The sequence below is a fragment of the Rhodococcus ruber genome (assembly GCF_016804345.1).
Taxonomy (GTDB): domain Bacteria; phylum Actinomycetota; class Actinomycetes; order Mycobacteriales; family Mycobacteriaceae; genus Rhodococcus; species Rhodococcus ruber.
The window spans coordinates 2691584-2710862 of sequence record NZ_CP044211.1 but is presented as its reverse complement, the minus strand read 5'-3'; the positions used below and the strand labels follow the sequence as shown (position 1 = coordinate 2710862).

Annotated in this window: 23 protein-coding genes; 12 read left to right on the top strand and 11 right to left on the bottom strand. The window is 70.5% G+C overall.

Going from position 1 to position 19279, the window contains the following annotated elements:
- Positions 1-44 precede the first annotated feature (44 nt).
- Together F1734_RS12705 and F1734_RS12700 are read left to right on the top strand one after the other, a co-directional pair.
- The gene (locus F1734_RS12705) at positions 45-710 is read left to right on the top strand and encodes a potassium channel family protein (protein WP_017682082.1); all 666 of its coding nucleotides are present in this window, start codon (positions 45-47) and stop codon (positions 708-710) included.
- 61 nt (positions 711-771) lie between these two features.
- A complete protein-coding gene (locus F1734_RS12700; protein ID WP_010592585.1) occupies positions 772-1425 on the top strand; it encodes a potassium channel family protein in 654 nt (217 codons plus the stop codon).
- Positions 1426-1429: 4 nt separating this feature from the next.
- Here F1734_RS12700 and F1734_RS12695 read toward each other — a convergent pair whose 3' ends face one another.
- Positions 1430-2107, bottom strand: a complete 678-nt coding sequence (locus F1734_RS12695) for a DUF3159 domain-containing protein (RefSeq protein WP_017682083.1) — start codon at positions 2105-2107, stop codon at positions 1430-1432.
- A 70-nt stretch (positions 2108-2177) separates the two neighbouring features.
- On the bottom strand, positions 2178-2555 hold the full coding sequence (locus F1734_RS12690) for an OB-fold nucleic acid binding domain-containing protein (protein ID WP_003935573.1): 378 nt from the start codon (positions 2553-2555) through the stop codon (positions 2178-2180).
- A 135-nt stretch (positions 2556-2690) separates the two neighbouring features.
- Between F1734_RS12690 and F1734_RS12685 the strand changes: the two genes are divergently transcribed.
- Positions 2691-3419: an alpha/beta fold hydrolase gene (locus F1734_RS12685; protein ID WP_119699737.1), complete on the top strand. Its 729-nt coding sequence runs from the start codon at positions 2691-2693 to the stop codon at positions 3417-3419.
- Positions 3420-3431: 12 nt separating this feature from the next.
- Here the strand turns inward: F1734_RS12685 and F1734_RS12680 are convergent, their stop codons facing one another.
- The gene (locus F1734_RS12680; RefSeq protein WP_017682084.1) at positions 3432-4268 is read right to left on the bottom strand and encodes a DUF3710 domain-containing protein; all 837 of its coding nucleotides are present in this window, start codon (positions 4266-4268) and stop codon (positions 3432-3434) included.
- Position 4269: 1 nt separating this feature from the next.
- Positions 4270-4740, bottom strand: a complete 471-nt coding sequence (gene dut / locus F1734_RS12675) for a dUTP diphosphatase (RefSeq protein WP_082061237.1) — start codon at positions 4738-4740, stop codon at positions 4270-4272.
- Between the two features lie 19 nt (positions 4741-4759).
- Here dut and F1734_RS12670 point away from each other — a divergent pair, with 19 nt between their 5' ends.
- Entirely contained in the window at positions 4760-5269 is a 510-nt protein-coding gene (locus F1734_RS12670; RefSeq protein WP_010592591.1) for a DUF3093 domain-containing protein, read from the top strand.
- Between the two features lie 85 nt (positions 5270-5354).
- Here F1734_RS12670 and F1734_RS12665 read toward each other — a convergent pair whose 3' ends face one another.
- A complete protein-coding gene (locus tag F1734_RS12665; RefSeq protein ID WP_003935578.1) occupies positions 5355-5657 on the bottom strand; it encodes a DUF4193 domain-containing protein in 303 nt (100 codons plus the stop codon).
- A 366-nt stretch (positions 5658-6023) separates the two neighbouring features.
- Between F1734_RS12665 and cei the strand changes: the two genes are divergently transcribed.
- Entirely contained in the window at positions 6024-6707 is a 684-nt protein-coding gene (gene cei, locus F1734_RS12660; protein ID WP_119699736.1) for an envelope integrity protein Cei, read from the top strand.
- 13 nt (positions 6708-6720) lie between these two features.
- On the opposite strand, the gene F1734_RS12655 is transcribed toward cei, so the two are convergent.
- On the bottom strand, positions 6721-7617 hold the full coding sequence (locus tag F1734_RS12655) for an inositol monophosphatase family protein (RefSeq protein ID WP_010592593.1): 897 nt from the start codon (positions 7615-7617) through the stop codon (positions 6721-6723).
- 122 nt (positions 7618-7739) lie between these two features.
- Between F1734_RS12655 and ppgK the strand changes: the two genes are divergently transcribed.
- Both ppgK and F1734_RS12645 read left to right on the top strand, forming a co-directional pair.
- Positions 7740-8525 (top strand): polyphosphate--glucose phosphotransferase, encoded by a 786-nt coding sequence (ppgK, locus tag F1734_RS12650; protein WP_010592594.1) that lies wholly within the window; start codon positions 7740-7742, stop codon positions 8523-8525.
- 134 nt (positions 8526-8659) lie between these two features.
- Positions 8660-10018 carry an RNA polymerase sigma factor gene (locus tag F1734_RS12645; RefSeq protein WP_010592595.1) on the top strand — a complete coding sequence of 453 codons (1359 nt, stop codon included), beginning with the start codon at positions 8660-8662 and terminating at the stop codon, positions 10016-10018.
- An 8-nt stretch (positions 10019-10026) separates the two neighbouring features.
- On the opposite strand, the gene F1734_RS12640 is transcribed toward F1734_RS12645, so the two are convergent.
- From F1734_RS12640 to F1734_RS12630, 3 genes are read right to left on the bottom strand one after another with little or no spacing between them, the layout of a single operon-like run.
- Positions 10027-11247 (bottom strand): cation:proton antiporter, encoded by a 1221-nt coding sequence (locus F1734_RS12640; RefSeq protein ID WP_010592596.1) that lies wholly within the window; start codon positions 11245-11247, stop codon positions 10027-10029.
- Between the two features lie 3 nt (positions 11248-11250).
- Positions 11251-11733, bottom strand: coding sequence for a cation:proton antiporter regulatory subunit (locus tag F1734_RS12635; protein ID WP_010592597.1), 483 nt, complete (start codon positions 11731-11733; stop codon positions 11251-11253).
- 45 nt (positions 11734-11778) lie between these two features.
- Positions 11779-12123: a DUF952 domain-containing protein gene (locus tag F1734_RS12630; RefSeq protein WP_010592598.1), complete on the bottom strand. Its 345-nt coding sequence runs from the start codon at positions 12121-12123 to the stop codon at positions 11779-11781.
- Positions 12124-12378: 255 nt separating this feature from the next.
- Between F1734_RS12630 and F1734_RS12625 the strand changes: the two genes are divergently transcribed.
- On the top strand, positions 12379-12573 hold the full coding sequence (locus F1734_RS12625) for a DUF7455 domain-containing protein (protein ID WP_010592599.1): 195 nt from the start codon (positions 12379-12381) through the stop codon (positions 12571-12573).
- A gap of 103 nt (positions 12574-12676) precedes the next feature.
- On the opposite strand, the gene F1734_RS12620 is transcribed toward F1734_RS12625, so the two are convergent.
- Complete coding sequence (locus F1734_RS12620) at positions 12677-14401, bottom strand: DEAD/DEAH box helicase (RefSeq protein ID WP_010592600.1); 1725 nt, start codon at positions 14399-14401, stop codon at positions 12677-12679.
- A 253-nt stretch (positions 14402-14654) separates the two neighbouring features.
- On the opposite strand from F1734_RS12620, the gene F1734_RS12615 reads away from it, so the two are divergent.
- The gene (locus F1734_RS12615) at positions 14655-15830 is read left to right on the top strand and encodes a YihY/virulence factor BrkB family protein (RefSeq protein ID WP_102030747.1); all 1176 of its coding nucleotides are present in this window, start codon (positions 14655-14657) and stop codon (positions 15828-15830) included.
- Here the strand turns inward: F1734_RS12615 and F1734_RS12610 are convergent.
- Positions 15803-16039, bottom strand: coding sequence for a DUF3039 domain-containing protein (locus F1734_RS12610; RefSeq protein WP_003935590.1), 237 nt, complete (start codon positions 16037-16039; stop codon positions 15803-15805). The two genes, F1734_RS12615 and F1734_RS12610, sit on opposite strands and share 28 nt — an antisense overlap.
- A gap of 72 nt (positions 16040-16111) precedes the next feature.
- Here F1734_RS12610 and F1734_RS12605 point away from each other — a divergent pair, with 72 nt between their 5' ends.
- The 3 genes from F1734_RS12605 (at position 16112) to F1734_RS12595 (ending at position 19148) form a co-directional block, all read left to right on the top strand.
- Positions 16112-16471 carry a DUF3099 domain-containing protein gene (locus tag F1734_RS12605; RefSeq protein WP_003935591.1) on the top strand — a complete coding sequence of 120 codons (360 nt, stop codon included), beginning with the start codon at positions 16112-16114 and terminating at the stop codon, positions 16469-16471.
- A 51-nt stretch (positions 16472-16522) separates the two neighbouring features.
- Entirely contained in the window at positions 16523-18004 is a 1482-nt protein-coding gene (locus F1734_RS12600; RefSeq protein ID WP_017682087.1) for a DUF7782 domain-containing protein, read from the top strand.
- Positions 18005-18185: 181 nt separating this feature from the next.
- On the top strand, positions 18186-19148 hold the full coding sequence (locus F1734_RS12595) for a sigma-70 family RNA polymerase sigma factor (protein WP_003935593.1): 963 nt from the start codon (positions 18186-18188) through the stop codon (positions 19146-19148).
- Positions 19149-19279: the final 131 nt, after the last annotated feature.

Sequence of the window (19279 nt, the reverse complement as noted above, 5' to 3'; positions counted from 1 at the left end):
GTCGCGACCGGGCGACACGGCAAGCAAGAGAATCGGAGCGAACGGTGTACGTGGTGGTCATGGGTTGCGGCCGGGTGGGTTCCTCCCTGGCTGCGGCGCTCGTCCGGCTGGGCAACGAGGTGGCCGTCATCGATCGCGACCCGAGCGCGTTCCTTCGGCTCGGCCCGGACTTCCCGGGACACACGATCGTGGGGATGGGCTTCGATCGGGACGTGCTGGTGCGGTCCGGCATCGAGCGGGCCGACGCGTTCGCCGCGGTCTCGTCCGGAGACAATTCGAACATCATCTCGGCCCGGGTGGCCCGGGAGACCTTCGGTGTCGAGCGCGTCGTCGCCCGCATCTACGATGCCAAGCGCGCCGCGGTGTACGAGCGCCTCGGGATCCCGACCGTCGCCACGGTGCCGTGGACGACCGACCGGTTCCTGCACAACCTCACCCACGAGAGCCAGACCGCCAAGTGGCGGGATCCGACGGGCACCGTCGCCGTCGCCGAGGTCTCGGTGCACGAGGACTGGATCGGCCGCAACGTCACCGACTTCGAGGCGGCGACCCATTCGCGGGTCGCGTTCGTCATCCGCTTCGGCACCGGGGTCCTACCCGACCGGAAGACGGTGCTGCAGGCCGACGACCAGGTCTACATCGCGGCCGTCTCGGGCACCGTCGCCGAGGCGATCGCCCTCGCCGAACAGCCCCCCGCGGCCGACGACTGACCGTCCGGTGCCAGCAGGCGCAGCCGAACACACGACCCGGACATCACCGAGAGGATCGCCGATGAAGGTGGCCATTGCGGGGGCGGGAGCCGTCGGGCGCTCCATCGCGCGCGAACTGATCCGCAACCACCACGACGTCATGCTGCTCGAGCGCAAGCTCGAGCACGTCGAGCCCGACTCCGTGCCCGATGCCAAGTGGGTGCACGCCGACGCCTGCGAGCTGAGCCTGCTCGAGGCCGCACAACTCGAGCAGTACGACGTGGTGATCGCCGCGACCGGCGACGACAAGGCGAACCTGGTGCTGAGCCTGCTTGCCACCACCGAGTTCGGGGTCGCGCGGGTCGTCGCGCGCGTCAACGACCCGCGCAACGAGTGGCTGTTCGACGAGTCGTGGGGGGTCGACGTCGCCGTCTCCACGCCGCGCATGCTGGCGTCGCTGGTCGAGGAGGCCGTCTCGGTCGGCGATCTGGTCCGGCTGATGACACTGCGCAAGGGCGCGAACCTGGTCGAGATCACCCTGCCGGACACCACCGCGCTGGCCGGGAAACCGGTGCGCAAACTGCAACTGCCCCGGGACGCGGCCCTGGTGACGATCCTGCGCGGGGGCCGCGTCATCGTCCCGCAGCCCGACGACCCGCTCGAAGGCGGCGACGAACTGCTGTTCGTCGCCGCGGACGAGGTGGAACAGGAACTGCGGGGAGCGCTCGGGCTCTAGCGGATCAGCGGACGTCCTGGTCGGGGCCGTCGGCGGCCCGGCCCGGCCCGGTCTCGATCGGCTCGTCGACCGTCTCGGGCGCCGGTTCGACGACCCGATCAGCGCGGCGCACGGCCCACAACGTGACCAGCAACGCCACCGCAGTCAGCGGCCATCCCATGCCGATGCGGGCCACGGCGAGCCAGCCGGTCCGGTCGGCGTCGTACAGCTCGTGTTGCACGAGGTAGCGGGCCGCGAACACGAGCGCCCACGCCGCCGTCGCGATGTCGTAGGCGCGCACGGCGACACGGTGCCGCCGCCAGGACGATCCCTGCCCGTTGAGCATGCCCCAGATCACGCCGACCAGGGGTCGCCGCACCAGGACGGACAGGACGAAGCCGGCGGCGTACAGCAGACTGGTGTAGATGCCGAAGAGGAAGTATCCCTTGGCGTCGCCGGTGCGATAGGCGATGAACGCGCACACACCCACACCGAGGAACCCTGAGACGGCGGGTTGGACGGGAGTGCGCTGGACGAGCCGCCACACGAGCACGGCGGTGGCCGCGGCGAGGGCGGCCCAGATCGCGGCGGTCAGACCCCAGATGCTGTTGACCGGAACGAACACCAGCACGGGCACGGTCGACGAGACCAACCCGCTGAGTCCACCGAGTTGTTCCAGAACCGTCTGCTGCTTCTCGCTCACTCCTACGAGGGTGCCACAGCTCAGCTCAGGGGCGGGTGGCGCCGGGTACGGGCGCGGGGCGACGACCGGGTCAGGCCCGCTCGCGCAGTTCGTAATACGGGTTGTAGAGGACCTTCGCGCCGTCGCGTTCGCCGACGCGGCCGCGCACGAGCAGCGTCTTGCCCGGCTCGATGCCCGGGATGCGGCGACGTCCGATCCACACGAGCTTGACGGCTTCGGTGCCGTCGAACAGTTCCGCCTCGACGGCGGCGCTGGCGGCCTTCGGGCACGCCTCGACACTGCGGAGGCGGCCGAACATGGTCACTTCCTCCCCGCGCGCACAGTCGCAAGCGCGGCGGGCCCCGGTCGCCTGGGCGGTTTCGGCGATCTCCTCGGCGTCGAGCTGTTCGAGATCTTCCGTGAGCCGACGGGTGAGTCGGCGGAAGTAACCGGCTGCGGCGGTTGCCATAGCGTGCTCCTGGAACGGGCGCGGCACGGGTCGCGGGCCGCGCATGGGGCTTTCCTGAGGGCCACTGTAGACCTATCGGGACAGGGCAACCACTCCGGTTCCCACCTGCGCCGACGGGTCCGGCAGGATCGGGGCATGCCCTCCGTGAACAGCTCCCCCGAACGCCACGCGACCAGGGCTGTCGTCGCCGTGATCCTGCCCGGAACAGGCTCCGACGCGCACTTCGCCGAGCGTGCGTTCGCGGGTCCGCTCGCCGCCACCGGAGTACGCACCGTCGCGGTCGACCCGGATCCGGCACGCGTGGTCGGCAGCTACGTCGATGCCCTCGACCGGGCCGCGGCCGAGGGGCCGGTGCTGGTGGGCGGCGTATCGCTCGGGGCCGCGGTCGCACTGCGATGGGCGGCCGAGAATCCCGGACGCACCGTCGGCGTGCTGGCTGCGCTGCCGGCGTGGACGGGCTCACCGGACGCCGCACCGGCGGCGGCGAGCGCCCGATGGACCGCCGGGGAGCTACGTACCCACGGGCTGGCTGCGGTGACCGCCGCGATGGTGGCGTCCAGCCCCGCGTGGCTCGGGACGGAACTGGCCCGCTCCTGGCGGTCGCAGTGGCCGGGCCTGCCGGCGGCGCTCGACGAGGCATCCCGATACTGGGCCCTGGACCTGCACGAGCTGCAGGCCGTGGAGGTGCCGGTCGGCATCGCCGCCGCCGTGGACGACGCGGTCCATCCCCTCGCGGTCGCGCAGGAATGGTGTGCCCACCTGACGCGGGCCGCGCTGGGCACCGTCACCCTCGCCGAGATCGGCGCCGACCCGTCCGTACTGGGAACGACCTGCCTGAAGGCGCTGCGGCGCGTCCGGGGCTGACGGATCGGACCGTCAGAAACCGAGCTGCTGCATCGCCGAGCCCGACTCGCCGTGCCGCGGGCGCGTCTGTGGTGCCGGCTGCTGAGGCGGTGCCGGCTGCTGAGGTGCCGGCTGCTGAGGTCCCGGCTGCTGAGGTCCCGGCTGCTGAGGTCCCGGCTGCTGGGGCGTCGGCTGCGCTGCCTGCTGCGCGGCTGCGTGCTGCTGCTGCTGTGCGGCGGCGGCTAGTTGCTCGGCAAGAGCCTTCGGCAGCACCACCGGCAACGGCGTGCGCACCGGGTGCGGATCCTGGCCGCGACGCACGACGGTTTCGGCGACGATGCTGCGTGCGGTCTCCACCAGCGGCGAATCAGCCGTCACCGAACCGGCCGGCCCGGCGACCACGCAGCGGATCATCCACCGGTAACCGTCGACCCCCAGAAAGCGCAGATCCGCGTTCGGGGTGCTGCCCTGCAGTTCCCGGCCCCACGGTCCGCTCTCGATGCTGACCGTCGCATTGTCGCGGCGCAGCGATTCGGCCAGCTCGGCAGCCACCTCCCGCCACTGCCCCGGAGACTTCGGCGCCGCGTACGCGGAGACGGTGATCCGTCCGTGCTGGGTCACCAGATGCACGGCCTGGGGTTGACCGTTCGGCGCCATCTCCACCTGGATCTGCCCACCCGGCGGCAGCGGCACGAGGACCGACCCGAGGTCGAGCCGGCCGCCGACCGCGTCCTCGCCGATGTCGTCGATGTCGTAGGGACCGCCCTGCGGCACCGGTGTCTCGTCTTCCCCGGGCATGGGCGCGAACTCAGCCTCGTCCGCGAGTCCGGGTGCTTCGGCGTCCCGGTTCTTCCGGCGTCGTCCGAACATGTCAGGAACCTTCCTTCACCAGACCTGCGTGCCCACCGCTCGATCCGTATCCTCCGGCGCCTCGGCTGGTGTCGTCGAGAGAGTCGACCTCGACGAAGTCGACGAGTTCCACCTTCTGCACGAGCAGTTGGGCGATGCGGTCGCCACGACGCAGCTCGACCGCGCGGTCGGGATCGTGGTTGATCAGGCACACCTTGATCTCGCCGCGGTAGCCCGCATCCACCGTCCCGGGGGTATTGACCACCGAGAGCCCGAACTTCGCGGCCAGGCCGGAACGCGGATGGATCAGACCCACCGTGCCGACGGGCAGGGCCACCGCGATGCCGGTCCCCACCAGCGCTCGCCGCCCGGGCTCGAGGGTCACGTCCACCGTGGTGCACAAGTCCACGCCGGCGTCGCCGGTGTGTGCGCGGGCGGGCACAGGAATCCCCGGGTCCAGACGGAGCAGAGGGACGGCTGGAAGATCGGTCACGTGCACCGAGACTACTCTGATGGACGTGTCTCGAACCTCTCGACCCGACGCGGATGCGCAGCAGACGACCGACGTGCCGGTCTACTCCGAACGGATGTGGGTGCCGCTGTGGTGGTGGCCCCTCGGCCTGGGCGTGGCCGCGCTGCTGGCCGCGGAACTGCACATGGGGGCGCCCGGTCTGCAAGCCTGGCTGCCGTACGTGCTGCTGCTGCCGTTCCCTGTCTGGGCGCTCGTGTGGCTGTCCCGTCTGCGGTTGGAGGTGACGGGCGGGGAACTGATCGTCGGCCGGGCGCACCTGCCGCTCGAGGTGATCTCCCGCGCTGTCGTGGTGCCGGCGTCGGCGAAGAGCGCCGCCCTGGGCCGCCAGCTCGACCCGGCGGCATACGTCCAGCACCGCCCGTGGATCGGGACGATGGTGCTCGTCGTGCTGGACGACCCGGACGACCCCACCCCGTACTGGCTGATCAGCACCAGGCGGCCCGCGGAGCTGCAGGCCGCCCTGGGATGCGCCGACCACTCCGGACACTGAACCGGGCGCGGCCGGTCAGCGCGATCGTCCGGGACTCAGCGTGGACAGTCCCGCCGGGACTCAGGCTGCACAGTCCCGCCGGGACTCAGGCTGCACAGTCCCGGCAGATCATCACGCCGTTCTCGTCGCTGGCGAGCCGACTGCGGTGGTGTACCAGGAAGCAGCTCGAGCAGGTGAACTCGTCGGCCTGCTTGGGCACCACCCGGACCGACAGCTCCTCGCCGGACAGATCGGCGCCGGGCAGCTCGAAGGACTCCGCGGTATCCGACTCGTCGACGTCCACGACGGCGGACTGCGCCTCGTTGCGTCGCGCCTTCAGTTCTTCGAGTGAATCCTCCGACACCTCGTCGGTTTCGGTTCGCCTCGGTGCGTCGTAGTCAGTCGCCATTTCCTCTACCTCTAGTCCTCGTGCAGGTGCCCGGCCGGAGGACACTGTTCATGTCCTTCGGCGGGGGCAACGCCCGACCGTCTCCGGAAGTTCCCGCCGACCGTGTCCGGGTCCCGGACACGACCCGGGCCTCCCGCTGTCGAAAGCCCGATCATCGAATCTTCGACGACCTGGGCCGCCGAACAATAGCGGAAGTACCCACAGAAGCCGTAACCGATACACGCGATCCGGGGAAATGTCGGTCAATTGTCACCAACACCACAGCAACTCGAGACATTCCACCGTTCGCCCGCCTTCGCGGACCCCCCCGGGATGCCCTCTACAGTGGTCGCACACACCCCTTGGAGATGCGAGAGGCAGGGCGCCGTGGTTTCCCTGATCACCGAAGGCCGGGCGCGTGACGAACGCGGCCGGCCGTTCCCCCGCCGCCGCGTCGTGCCGGCCGCGGCACTGTTCGCGATTCTGGCTACGGTCGGGATCGTGGTGTGGGCATCGGTGTTCGCCGGTTCCGACCCGGTATCCCGGACCGTGGCATGCAACGCCCCGCCGACCGTGCCGTCGGAGCCCGGAGGACCGCAACCGGCCCCCCTCGGCGAGGTGGTCGACCGGTCCGTCCTGCTCGACGTCGAGCCCGCTCCCCTGGCGGCGACGCGGGTGCGGGTGTTCAACGCCAACGGTGAACGTGGCCAGGCGACCCATGTGGCCACCCAGCTGGCCGAGTACGGCTTCGCGAGCGCACCGGACGTCCAGGCGGGCAACGACCCCGTCTACGTCGACCAGAACATGCAGTGCCACGGTCAGATCAGGTTCGGGGCCGCCGGAGCCGCAGCTGCCAGCACGGTGTGGCTGGTCGCACCGTGCGCCGAACTCGTCCGCGACGACCGTGCCGACGACACCGTCGACCTCGCCCTGGGCACCTACTCCAAGGAGATCGCGCCCAACGCCGATGCCGAGGAGGTGCTGCAGTCGCTGCGGGAGGCGCCGGTGGGTGCGGTCGCCGCGCCGCTGGACATCGACCTGCTGGCGGCGGCCCGCGACGCCCGCTGCTGAGCGCCGCGGACCGTCAGGCCGGGATCGGAGCGTCGGCGCCGAACGTGGCGAGCAGGTCCGCGAGCTGTGCTGCGACGCCGGGTGCAGCGGCGACGGTGATCTCGCCGACGTCGCCGCCACCGGTCGGTAGCCGCACCCAGGCGCCCGCCTCCGCGGCGATCAGCGCACCGGCGGCCCAGTCCCACGGTTGCAGCCCGTGTTCGTAGTGGGCATCGACCCGGCCCGAAGCCACCATGCACAGGTCCAGGGCGGCCGCGCCGATCCGGCGGATGTCCCGCACTCTCGGCAGCAGCTCCGCCACCAGAAGGCCCTGTCGTTCGCGCCGGTGCGGCGCGTAGGAGAAGCCGGTCGCGACGAGTGCGTGGGCGATGTCCCCGACCGGGTTGCAGCGCAGACGCGTCACCGATCCCCCGGCGTCGGTGCGGGTGGCCCCCTCTCCGCGCGCGGCCGAGTAGACATCTCCGGCGGCGACATCGACCACCGCTCCCGCCACGGATCTTCCACCGACCTGGGCTGCTATCGAGACCGCGTACGCGGGGATGCCGTACACGAAGTTCACCGTGCCGTCGATGGGGTCGACAACCCATCGGACACCGGTCGACCCGGCATCGGCGCCGCCCTCCTCTCCGAGGATCGCGTCGCCCGGCCGCGACCGGGTCAGCAGTCGCCGGATGAGGTCCTCGGTCTCGGTGTCCGCCATCGTCACCGGATCGGTGTCGGTGCTCTTCGATCGCACCGCGCCGGCCGTGCGAGCACCCGGGTCGGCGGCCGGGAACAGCTCGGGCCGCCGGGCGCGCACGTGGGCGGCGGCCGCCACCGCGACGTCCACGGCGATCTCCCGCAGCCGGGCCGGGTCCGTGGTGGCGTCGCGGGAAAGGGTGCAAGGGTGGGGATCCGGGGTGTCGGGCACCCGAGTATCCGAACACACTGCGCGGTACGGCACCACCCGCGTTGCCGCCGCGTTCGCATTAGGGTGACGTCACGACAGCGGTTGCCCGCGGTGACTGTTCCGGTGACGAGAGGGAGCGCGAGATGACGCAGACGACCCAGCCGGCCATGCCGGATCCGGACCTTCTGGGATTCGGTGTCGACGTCGGGGGCAGCGGCATCAAGGGCGGGGTCGTCGACATGTCCACGGGTGTTCTGGTGGGTGAGCGCATCAAGATCCTGACTCCCCAGCCGTCGACTCCGCAGGCGGTCGCGGACACCGTCGCCCGAATCGTGGAGCAGGCGCAGTGGACCGGACCGGTGGGGGTCACCCTGCCCAGTGTGGTGACCGGTGGGGTGGCGCGTACGGCCGCGAACATCGATCCGGCATGGATCGGCACCGACGCCCGGGCGTTGTTCGCTTCGGCTCTGGGGGATCGCCCAATCAGCGTGCTGAACGACGCGGATGCCGCCGGTCTCGCCGAGGACCGCTTCGGTGCGGCCAGGGACGCGTCGGGAGTGGTCGTCCTGCTCACCTTCGGAACAGGGATCGGCTCGGCGGTGCTGCACAACGGCGTTCTGTTGCCGAACACCGAGTTCGGGCACATGGAGGTCGACGGGATGGAAGCCGAGCACCGCGCGGCGTCGTCGGTCAAGGAGAGCAACGAGTGGTCGTACAAGCGGTGGGCCAAGGAGGTCTCGCTGGTGCTGTCGCGGTTCGAGGCCCTGCTGTGGCCCGACCTGTTCATCGCCGGCGGCGGCATCAGCCGCAAGCACGAGAAGTGGATCCCGCTGCTGACCAACCGCACGCCCGTCGTTCCGGCCGCGTTGCGCAACACCGCCGGCATCATCGGGGCCGCGTGGGCTGCGAAAACAGGCGTCCACCCCTGAGTCCTGCACATCGCGCACGACGGCGATCGTTACAATGGTGCACAGCCGGCTGCGAACCGGCCTGATCCCGACAGACCTCTCCGCCGGAACCCCTCTGGCGCGACGCCGCACTACCTCGTCACGAAAGGGCGTACGTGGCAGCCACCGACATCCACACGGCTGATTCCCCCAACGAATCGGCAGCCTCCGCGGACGCCGCGGAATCCGCGACCGGTACCGCACCCGCCACGAAGCGGCCGGCGAAGAAGGCCCCGGCCAAGAAGGCCCCGGCGAAGAAGGCGGCCGCCAAGAAGGCCCCGGCGAAGAAGGCCGCCGCCAAGAAGACGACGGCGAAGAAGGCCGCCGCCAAGAAGGCGGGCAAGCCGGCCGGCGACGAGTTCGAGGGCGAGGAAGCCGCGCTCGAGGACATCGACGTCGCCGAGGCCGAACTCGAAGGCGCCGAGGACGTGGTCGTGGAGGCGGCGGACGCCGACGACGAGCCCAGCGACAAGGACAAGGCGTCGGGCGACTTCGTCTGGGACGAAGAGGAGTCGGAGGCGCTGCGGCAGGCCCGCAAGGACGCCGAGCTGACCGCCTCCGCCGACTCGGTGCGCGCCTACCTCAAGCAGATCGGCAAGGTTGCCCTGCTCAACGCCGAGGAGGAGGTCGAGCTCGCCAAGCGCATCGAGGCCGGCCTGTACGCGACCTACCGGCTGCAGGAGTACGCCGACAAGGGCGAGAAGCTGCCGGTCGCGCAGCGCCGCGACCTGAACTGGATCTGCCGCGACGGCAACCGCGCCAAGAACCATCTGCTCGAGGCCAACCTGCGACTCGTCGTCTCACTCGCCAAGCGCTACACCGGCCGGGGGATGGCCTTCCTGGATCTCATCCAGGAGGGCAATCTCGGTCTGATCCGCGCGGTGGAGAAGTTCGACTACACCAAGGGTTACAAGTTCTCCACGTACGCCACCTGGTGGATCCGGCAGGCCATCACCCGCGCCATGGCGGATCAGGCCCGCACCATCCGCATCCCGGTGCACATGGTCGAGGTGATCAACAAGCTCGGCCGCATCCAGCGTGAGCTCCTCCAGGACCTCGGGCGCGAGCCCACTCCGGAGGAACTGGCCAAGGAGATGGACATCACGCCGGAGAAGGTACTGGAGATCCAGCAGTACGCCCGGGAGCCGATCTCGCTCGACCAGACCATCGGCGACGAGGGCGACAGCCAGCTCGGCGACTTCATCGAGGACAGCGAGGCCGTGGTGGCGGTGGACGCGGTGTCGTTCACGCTGCTGCAGGATCAGCTGCAGTCGGTACTCGAGACACTGTCCGAACGTGAGGCCGGGGTGGTCCGGCTGCGGTTCGGCCTGACCGACGGTCAGCCGCGGACCCTCGACGAGATCGGGCAGGTCTACGGGGTCACCCGCGAGCGGATCCGGCAGATCGAGTCGAAGACCATGTCGAAGCTGCGGCACCCGTCGCGGTCGCAGGTGCTGCGCGACTACCTCGACTGAGGATCCACCTAGAACTCCTCCGCTTCACGGCGATCGGCCGTCGGCTCCGCAGCCGGCGGCCGTTCGCGTAGCCGGGGTACCACGGCGCGGGTCGCCGGCTCGACGAACCGCGCCGCCACGGGGCCGAGCACCGCCGTGATGAGCACGTACGCCGAAGCGAGGGCTGCGAGCTCGGCGTCCACGTGACCCGAGGTGACGGCGAGTCCGGCGATGACGATGGAGAACTCACCGCGGGCGATGAGGGCGGCGCCCGCGCGAGCGCGGCCCATGGTGGCGATGCCGTGCTGTCGCGCCGCCCACCAGCCGGTGGCGACCTTCGTCAGCGCCGTGACGACGGCGAGCAGCGCCGCCCACCCCAGTACCGGAGGAATGGCGGTCGGATCGGTGTTGAGGCCGAAGAACACGAAGAAGATCGCCGCGAAGAGATCCCGCAGCGGCTCGAGGACGCGGGCCGCGTTGTGGGCGGTCGAGCCGGAGATCGCGATGCCGAGCAGAAACGCGCCGACCGCCGCCGAGACCTGCATCGCCGAGCTGACACCGGCGACCAGCAGCGCGGCGCCGAGAAGCTTGAGCAGCAGCGTCTCGCTGTCCGGGCTGTCGAGCACCGCGGAGACGTAACGCCCGTATCGCAGCACCAGCACGAGCACGACCGTGACCAGCCCCAGCGCGATCGCGACGGCCTCGAGCCCACCGATCAGGCTGACCCCTGCGAGCACCGCGGTCAGGATCGGCAGGTACACCGCCATCGCGAGGTCCTCGAAGACGAGGATCGACAGCACCACGGGAGTCTCCCGGTTACCCAGGCGACCGAGGTCGGTCAGGGTCTTGGCGATGATGCCCGAGGACGAGATGTAGGTGATGCCACCGAGGACGAACGCCCCCGTCGCGCCCCACCCGAGCAGCAGCGCGATCACCACTCCCGGCGCGGCGTTGAGTACGAGATCGAGCAGGCCTGCCGCGCGGGACCGTTTGAGCCCGGTGACGAGTTCGGAGGCCGTGTACTCCAGGCCGAGGAGCAGCAGCAGCAGGACCACGCCGATCTCACTGGCAACGTGACTGAACTCGCTGATGTCACCCAGCTGGATGAACCCACCGGTGCCGAACGCGAGACCGCCGAGGAGGTAGAACGGGATCGGCGACATGGCGAAGCGCGCGGCGAGGCGTCCGAGCACGCCGAGGGCGAAGAACACCGCCCCCAGTTCGATCAGGGCGAGCGTGGTCGAATTCATCGGTCAGCCGTTGCGCAGGATCCTGGCCGCGGCGTCCAGGCCGTCGGCCGTGCCGACGGCGACGAGGATGTCTCCCCCGGTGAGTACGAAGTCCGGCCCCGGCGAGGGCGTCACCTGCCCGGCGCGCATCACCGCGACGACGGACACACCCGTGCGGGTACGCATCGCCGTGTCCCCGAGCACTGCCCCGTCGAAACGGGAGCTGTCGTGGATGTGCAGCTGCCGGGTGATGATCCCGGGCAGTTCCCGGTGGTCCTCCTGGAGCTGGGCGACGAGTTGCGGCGCGCCGAGCAGGTTGCTCAGGGTGGCGGCCTCCTCGACGGTCAGCGGCAGGGAGGCCGCACAGGCATCGGGATCGTCCGCCTTCGAGACGATGAGGTCCGAATGGCCGTCCCGATGCGTGATGACCCCGATCCGCCGACCCGACGCCAGCTCGAAGTCCTTGCGCACGCCGATTCCGGGAAGCGGCGTCACTTCGACGTTCATGCCGCCAGAGTAGGACTCACAGTCCACCCGGGTGACGGCGCACCCTCAGGGATCCCCGAAAAGTCCGTTTCCCCCGGGGCGATAGTCCACCACCGCGGTGACCGCAGCGACCGGCAGCGGGCCGTAGAGGTGCGGAAACGTCATCCCCTCCGGATCGTCCGGGAGGCCCGGCTCCCATCGCACTTCGTCCGCGAGCCGCGCCGGGTCGAGATGCAGCAGCACCAGGTCCGTGCGGCCGGCGAACAACCGGTTCGCCGGCAGGTGCACCTGTTCCGGGGTCGACAGGTGCACGAACCCGTGCGTGGCGAGCGAGTCGGGGGCAAGCTCTCCTTGGCGCTGCGCCCGCTCCCAGTCGGCTCGCGCGCAGATGTGTACCAGCCGATTCGTCACCGCAGCCTCTCCCGGTGGCCGTTCCGGGCCCGCGACACCGCCGAGGGCTCTGCGCTGTGAGCGAACACCCGCAGCCCCGAAACCGCACGTCGTGGGCGTTCGGGGGGGTCGGGGGTGAAACTCGACACGATTTTCGGAGGATTGGAACAACGCGTGAACGGGAATCGTCTGACACAGTAGTTCCACCGCGCCGGCCCGGTGCGGCGGACCAGACCCCAGGCAACCGACGACAGTGGTGGCCAGTTTGGAGGAGTCATGCCCGGAACGTTGACCAGCCCGAAGTTGACCGCCGCAGACCGCTGCGATCGGTGCAGTGCAGCCGCTCGCGTCCGTGCCGTCCTTGCCACCGGTGGCGAGCTGCTCTTCTGCGGCCACCACGCCAAGGAGCACACCGACCGGCTGCGTGAACTCGGCGCCACGATCGAGTCCGACGCCGAAGCCGCCGTCTGATCCACCGTTCCGGAGCCGGACGACTCCGAGACCCGAGCCGAAACGGGCGACCACCGCGGGTGGTCGCCCGTTTCGCCGTTTCGGGGGTGCGTCGGCAGTGGGTTCACCACTGGCGCAGCAGCGCGATGCGGTCGCCGAGTTGCTCGGCCGTGGCGATCGCGGTCGGCGGACCCCCGCACTGCCGTCGCAACTCCCCGTGGATGACCCCGTGCGGCTTACCGGTCCGGTGGTGGTGCATCGCGACGAGCGAGTTCAGTTCCTTGCGCAGCCGGGCCAGCGAGTCGGCGGTCGCCACCCGCTCGGCCACCTGCGGCGGCGGAGCGGGTGCGGGGACCGGCGTCGGCTTGTCCAGCTGCTCCTGCTGCCGGCGACGAAGCAGCGCCCGCATCTGTTCGGCGTCGAGCAGCCCGGGCAGACCCAGGTAGTCGGCCTCTTCCTCGCTGCCGGAGAACGTCGCCGTGCCGAACGAGGAGCCGTCGTAGATCACCTGGTCGAGTTCGGCCTCCGCGCCGAGCGCGGTGAACGCCTTCTCCTCCTCGCCCGGTTCGTCCTTGGTCCGGTTGGCGTCGGCAAGCAGGTCGTCGTCGAAGCCCTCCTTCACGCGGTGCGGCTTACCGAGCACGTGGTCCCGCTGCGCCTCGAGCTGGCTGGCCAGGTCGAGAAGCACCGGCACGGACGGCAGGAACACGCTCGCGGTCTCGCCCTTGCGTCGCGACCGCACGAAACGGCCGATGGCCTGGGCGAAGAACAGCGGCGTCGAGGCGCTGGTGGCGTACACGCCCACCGCGAGCCGAGGGACGTCGACGCCCTCGGACACCATGCGCACCGCCACCATCCAGCGCTGCGTGCTCGCGTCGAACTCCGAGATGCGCCGCGACGCGGTCGGGTCGTCGGACAGGACGAGGGCGGGCGTCTCACCGGTGAGCTGCTCGAGGATCTTGGCGTACGCGCGGGCCACCGTCTGGTCGCTGGCGATGACCAGTCCGCCCGCATCGGGCATCCCGCCCTGGCGCAGTTGCTCGAGCCGCGTGTTGGCGGCGGTGAGGACGGCCGGGATCCAGTCGCCGGCCGGATCGAGAGCGGTCCGCCACGCGCGTGCGGTCTGCTCGGCGCTGAGCGGCTCACCGAGTCGTGCCGAGTACTCCTCCCCCGCGTTGTTGCGCCATCGGGCTTCGCCGGAGTAGGCGAGGAAGACCACCGGACGCACGACACCGTCCGCGAGGGCGTCGGCGTAGCCGTACGCATGGTCGGCCCTGGACTGCATGAAGCCGTCGGTGTTCGGTTCGTATGTCACGAACGGGATGGCGCTGTCGTCGCTGCGGAACGGGGTACCGGTCAGGGCGAGCCGGCGGGTGGCGTCGCCGAACGCCTCCCGGATTCCCTCACCCCAGCTCTTGGCGTCGCCGCCGTGGTGGATCTCGTCGAGGATCACCAGGGTGCGGCGGGCCTCGGTGCGGACGCGGTGTTTGAACGGGTGCGAGGCCACCTGCGCGTAGGTCACCACGACGCCGTGGAAGTCGCTCGACGTCTGGCCGGTGGAGTTGGTGAAGTTCGAGTCCAGGGCGATGCCGGAGCGCGCGGCCGAAGCGGCCCACTGGTGCTTGAGATGCTCGGTGGGGGCGACGACCGTCACCTGGTCGACGGTGCGGTCGCGCAGCAGTTCGCCCGCGACTCGAAGCGCGAACGTGGTCTTACCGGCGCCGGGGGTCGCGACGGCGAGAAAGTCCCGCGGGCTCGTCGCGAGGTACTTCGTCAGGGCTCGGCGCTGCCAGGCGCGCAGCTGTCCGGCCGGGGCGGAGGGCGCTGTTCCGACGGTCTCGGTGCTCACCGGCTACTCGTGCTCCTTCTCCGGTCGTGCGGGTGGTCTCGCTCTGCGGCCCGCCGTCGGGCGGACGGACACCGCCGTGCGGTCGCCGGACGGACGACGGCCGTCGAGCAGCCTATCCCGGTCCGCCGGCCCCGCCCGCATCCGAGCCGCCGGCCGTGACGCGGGCGACAGGAGACGATCATGTCAGAATTCGCGGTGTCGTCGGCCCGCCGCCGCGCACTGCGGCGTGTCGTCAGGAATGCTGGAAGTACCCATGAGCGACACACCTCCTCCGGCCGGATCGACCGCCGCACCGCGCCCGCGGCGGCGGCCGGTGCATCGCGGGCTGCAGGTGCTCGCCCGGACGGCGGTCAAGGCATGGGACGACTCCATCTTCAGCAAGGCCGCGGCGGCCGCCTTCTGGCAGACGCTGTCGCTGCCCCCGCTGCTGCTGGGGCTGCTGGGCAGTCTCGGCTACGTCGCCGGGTGGTTCGGACCCGATACGGTGGAGATCATCCAGTCCAAGATCGTGACGTTCTCCCGCACCATGTTCAGCGAGAACGTGGTCGACGACATCATCGGGCCCACGGTGCAGGACGTGCTGCTGCGGGGCCGCGCCGACGTGATGTCCCTCGGATTCCTGCTGTCGCTGTGGGCGGGTTCGTCGGCGATCTCCACGTTCGTCGACTCCATCGACGAGGCACACGACCAGCACGACCACCGTCATCCCGTCTGGCAGCGGTTCTTCGCCCTGCTGCTGTACGTGGTGTTCCTCGTCCTGGCGGTGTTCACGCTGCCGCTCGTCGCGCTCGGGCCGACCATGATCGGACGGGCACTGCCGGAGGCGTGGTACGACGTCGGGTCCCGGTTGCTGGACACCTTCTACTATCCCGGGGTGGGCCTGCTGCTGCTCGTGGGCCTGACGACGCTGTACAAGGTGGCGTTGCCGAGGTCCCTGCCGTGGCACCGCCTGCTGGGTGGTGCGATCCTGGCGGGCACGTTCTTCATGGCATCGAGCGCGGCGCTGCGCTGGTACCTGCGATGGGTCTCCGGGACCGGATACACCTACGGAGCGCTCGCCACCCCGATCGCGTTCCTGCTGTTCACCTTCTTCCTCGGCTTCGCCGTCGTGCTGGGCGCCGAGTTCAACGCGACGGTGCAGGAGTTCTGGCCGGCGCGCGAGACCCGCATCGAACAGATGCGCCGGTGGCTCGCCGAGCGGGCGGCCGCAGCGCCCGCACCGGCCGCGGTGACCGGCCTGACCCGGCGGCTGGGGACGGCACCGATCCCGATCCGGCTACCGGACATCATGCGGCCGGGGCAGCGGGAACCCGAGTCGTGCCCCGTGGACGCGCCGCACCCACGCGCAGCGGAGGGCATCGTCGGCGAACCCGCGCCGGCGGCCCCGGACGAGACGGTCGATCAGTCGCCCTTGCGCAGACCCTCGTAGACCTTCTTGCATTCCGGGCACACCGGTGACCCCGGCTTCGGGGAGCGCGTCACCGGGAAGACTTCGCCGCACAGCGCGACGACATGGGTACCCATGACCGCACTCTCGGCGATCTTGTCCTTCTTGACGTAGTGGAAGAACTTGGGAGTGTCGTCGTCGGTGGTTTCGTCGGTGGTGGTATCCGGCCGTTCCTTGATGTCGGTGCTCACCGTTACATGATGCCGCACCCCGGGTGCGGATGTGTATGTGCATTCCGTGGACGCGAGTGGGACAGTAGAAGGATGTCGAGAACTCCGGGTTTCCATGGGGACTACGACGACGGGTCACCCGAGAAACCGGTTCTGATCACCGAGGCGGCGTCGTCGCTGGAGGAGCAGCACCGAGCGAGGGTCCGCAAGTACCTGACGCTCATGTCCTTCCGCATCCCCGCCATGATCCTCGCTGCGCTCGCGTACGCGGCGTTCGCCAATCCGTGGCTCTCGGTGGGCATCCTCGCTCTGTCGGTCCCCCTTCCCTGGGTGGCGGTGCTCATCGCCAACGATCGCCCACCGCGGTCGAAGGACGAGCCCAGCCGTTGGGACGGCCGCGCCGACGACACCACGGCGCTCGAGGGCCCACAGCCGCGCATCATCGAGGGCTGACCCGGTTCCCCGGCCCGGGGCGCGGCACCAGGGTGCTGCCACAATGCGTGGATGGACCGCGACCTGCTGCTTTCGATCTGTCCCGCGCTGCGCACGGCACTCACTCGCGCACGGTTCGACACCGACACGATGCTCGAGCTGCTCGGTCCCGACGCGCACGCCGCGCTGGGACGCGGCGAACCCGTGCCGGTGCGACGGGCCGCGGCGGGCGGCGGTGATCTCGGCACCCTCGTGCGCCTGTTCCTCGTGTGCGACACGCTTCCCGCCGACGAGGTGGGCGACGCGCTCGCACCACTCGACGTGGCGACGGCGATCGCGTCCGGGCTGCTCGAACGCGACGGCGACGGTGTGCGCGCAGCGCTGGATCTGCGACCGCTCGACGCCGGCACCGGGACGCGCTGGATGCTGTCGGACCTCGACGGGGCGATGCGTCCCCGGCGCGCCCGCGAGGATCATGTGCTCGGCGTCGGACACGCGTCGCTGTCGCTGCTGCAGGCCATGCCCACCGATCCGGTCGGCTCGGTGCTGGACCTGGGCACCGGCTGCGGCGTGCAGGCTGTACGCGCGACCGATTTCGCCGACACTGTCACCGCCACCGACGTCAATGCCCGGGCACTGGTTCTGGCCGCCGCCACGGCCGCGCTCAACGAGGTCGAGATCGAACTGCTCGAGGGGTCGTGGTTCGAGCCGGTGGCCGGCCGTCGCTTCGACCGGATCGTCGCGAACCCGCCGTTCGTGGTGAGTACGGGACGGGTCGAGCACACCTACCGGGACTCGGGCCTGGACCTCGACGGCGCGAGCGAACTGATGATCTCGCGCGCCGCCGAGCACCTGAACCCGGGCGGGACCGCGGCGATGCTGGCTTCGTGGGTGCACCTCGAAGGCGAGGACTGGCGCCGCCGGATCGCGTCCTGGCTGCCCGCCCACGGCGTCGACGCGTGGATCGTGCAGCGCGACGTCGCCGACCCCGCCTTCTACGTGGGCACGTGGCTGCGCGACGGCGACGCCGACCCGCGGGATCCGGCGGTGGCGGCACGCGCCGAGGCCTGGCTCGACCACTTCGCGCGGCACGGGGTCGAGGGCATCGGCTTCGGATTCGTCTACCTGCGGCGCACCGACGCGCCGAGCGACGTCCTCGCCGAGGACCTGCGGCACGGCTTCACGGACCCGCTCGGGGCGGAGGCCGTCGCGTACTTCGACCGGCTGGCCTGGCTGCGTGACCACGACGTCCTGGAGGCGCGGTTCGTCGTCCGGCCCGACACCGCCCTCGAACGGGTGTACCTCCCCGGGGAGGACGGCTGGCGGCAGGTGGTGACGCGCGTGCACCGCGGCGGGGGCCCGAACTGGCAGCACGAGGTGGACGAGCCGGCGGCAGCGCTGCTGGCGGGGATGCGGGCCGACGGCCTGCCGCTGGCGGACCTGGTTGCGCTGCTCGCCGTCGCGCACGGCGAGGACGAACAGGCGCTGACCGAACGGGCGGTGGCTCTGGTACAGGCGCTCGTGCGGCACGGGCTCGTCGAGCCGGTCCGGTAGGGCGTTCCGGGCGGGCCGAAAGTTACCGGCCGGTTCCCCCGGTGGTGTGTTCTCAGCAACTTCTCAGGACCTCCGTGCCGTTTGCGCAGGTCAGAGCAGTTCCGGCAATGGAACCTCGGGAACTTTCCCAGGGGCCTGGCGCGTTGAACGCTTCGAGACACCACCGATGAGGAGGCACGTCATGGCACGCCCCGATACCACCGCCCGCGTCGATTCCGACCTCGACAGCCAGAGCCCGGCCGCAGACCTGGTCCGCGTCTATCTGAACGGGATCGGCCGCACGGCCCTGCTGAGCGCTGCGGACGAGGTGGAACTGGCCAAGCGGATCGAGGCCGGCCTGTACGCCCAGCACCTGCTGGAGACCAAGAAGCGGCTCACCGCAGCGAAGAAGCGCGACCTCGCGATCCTGGTGCGCGACGGACAGGCCGCTCGCAGCCATCTGCTCGAGGCGAACCTGCGTCTGGTCGTGTCCCTGGCCAAGCGTTACACCGGCCGTGGCATGCCGCTGCTGGACCTGATCCAGGAGGGCAACCTCGGACTGATCCGCGCCATGGAGAAGTTCGACTACGCCAAGGGCTTCAAGTTCTCGACCTACGCCACCTGGTGGATCCGTCAGGCCATCACCCGCGGTATGGCCGACCAGAGCCGCACGATCCGGCTCCCCGTCCATCTCGTCGAGCAGGTCAACAAGCTGGCCCGGATCAAGCGGGAACTGCACCAGCAGCTCGGCCGGGAGGCCACCGACGACGAACTGTCCGCGGAGTCCGGCATCCCGGTCGAGAAGATCGGTGACCTGCTGGACCACAGCCGCGACCCGGTGAGCCTGGACATGCCGGTCGGCAACGACGAGGAGGCCCCGCTCGGCGACTTCATCGAGGATGCCGAGGCGACGTCCGCGGAGAACGCGGTGATCGCCGGGCTGTTGCACAGCGACGTGCGCAGCGTCCTGGCCACCCTGGACGAGCGCGAGCAGCAGGTGATCCGTCTGCGTTACGGCCTCGACGACGGCCAGCCGCGCACCCTCGACCAGATCGGCAAGCTCTTCGGCCTCTCCCGTGAGCGAGTCCGCCAGATCGAACGCGAGGTGATGGGCAAGCTCCGCGAGGGCGACCGCGCCGAACGTCTGCGCGCCTACGCCAGCTGACCGGGCAGTCGGCCGGACGATCCCCGAGAACCGGGCTGGGTTCTCGGGGATCTTTGTCTCTGTGGCCGGTCCAGCGCAGCCGGCGGGACCGGCGTGGCCCGTCTGGCAGAGCCGGCCGGACCGCCGTGGTC

Coding starts and splice junctions, on each gene's coding strand:
- F1734_RS12700 (WP_010592585.1), top strand. CDS start 772: ATGAAGGTGGCCATTGCGGGGGCGGGAGCCGTCGGGCGCTCCATCGCG.
- F1734_RS12690 (WP_003935573.1), bottom strand. CDS start 2,555: ATGGCAACCGCCGCAGCCGGTTACTTCCGCCGACTCACCCGTCGGCTC.
- F1734_RS12685 (WP_119699737.1), top strand. CDS start 2,691: ATGCCCTCCGTGAACAGCTCCCCCGAACGCCACGCGACCAGGGCTGTC.
- F1734_RS12680 (WP_017682084.1), bottom strand. CDS start 4,268: ATGTTCGGACGACGCCGGAAGAACCGGGACGCCGAAGCACCCGGACTC.
- F1734_RS12670 (WP_010592591.1), top strand. CDS start 4,760: ATGGACGTGTCTCGAACCTCTCGACCCGACGCGGATGCGCAGCAGACG.
- F1734_RS12665 (WP_003935578.1), bottom strand. CDS start 5,657: ATGGCGACTGACTACGACGCACCGAGGCGAACCGAAACCGACGAGGTG.
- ppgK (WP_010592594.1), top strand. CDS start 7,740: ATGACGCAGACGACCCAGCCGGCCATGCCGGATCCGGACCTTCTGGGA.
- F1734_RS12640 (WP_010592596.1), bottom strand. CDS start 11,247: ATGAATTCGACCACGCTCGCCCTGATCGAACTGGGGGCGGTGTTCTTC.
- F1734_RS12635 (WP_010592597.1), bottom strand. CDS start 11,733: ATGAACGTCGAAGTGACGCCGCTTCCCGGAATCGGCGTGCGCAAGGAC.
- F1734_RS12625 (WP_010592599.1), top strand. CDS start 12,379: ATGCCCGGAACGTTGACCAGCCCGAAGTTGACCGCCGCAGACCGCTGC.
- F1734_RS12615 (WP_102030747.1), top strand. CDS start 14,655: ATGAGCGACACACCTCCTCCGGCCGGATCGACCGCCGCACCGCGCCCG.
- F1734_RS12605 (WP_003935591.1), top strand. CDS start 16,112: ATGTCGAGAACTCCGGGTTTCCATGGGGACTACGACGACGGGTCACCC.
- F1734_RS12600 (WP_017682087.1), top strand. CDS start 16,523: ATGGACCGCGACCTGCTGCTTTCGATCTGTCCCGCGCTGCGCACGGCA.
- F1734_RS12595 (WP_003935593.1), top strand. CDS start 18,186: ATGGCACGCCCCGATACCACCGCCCGCGTCGATTCCGACCTCGACAGC.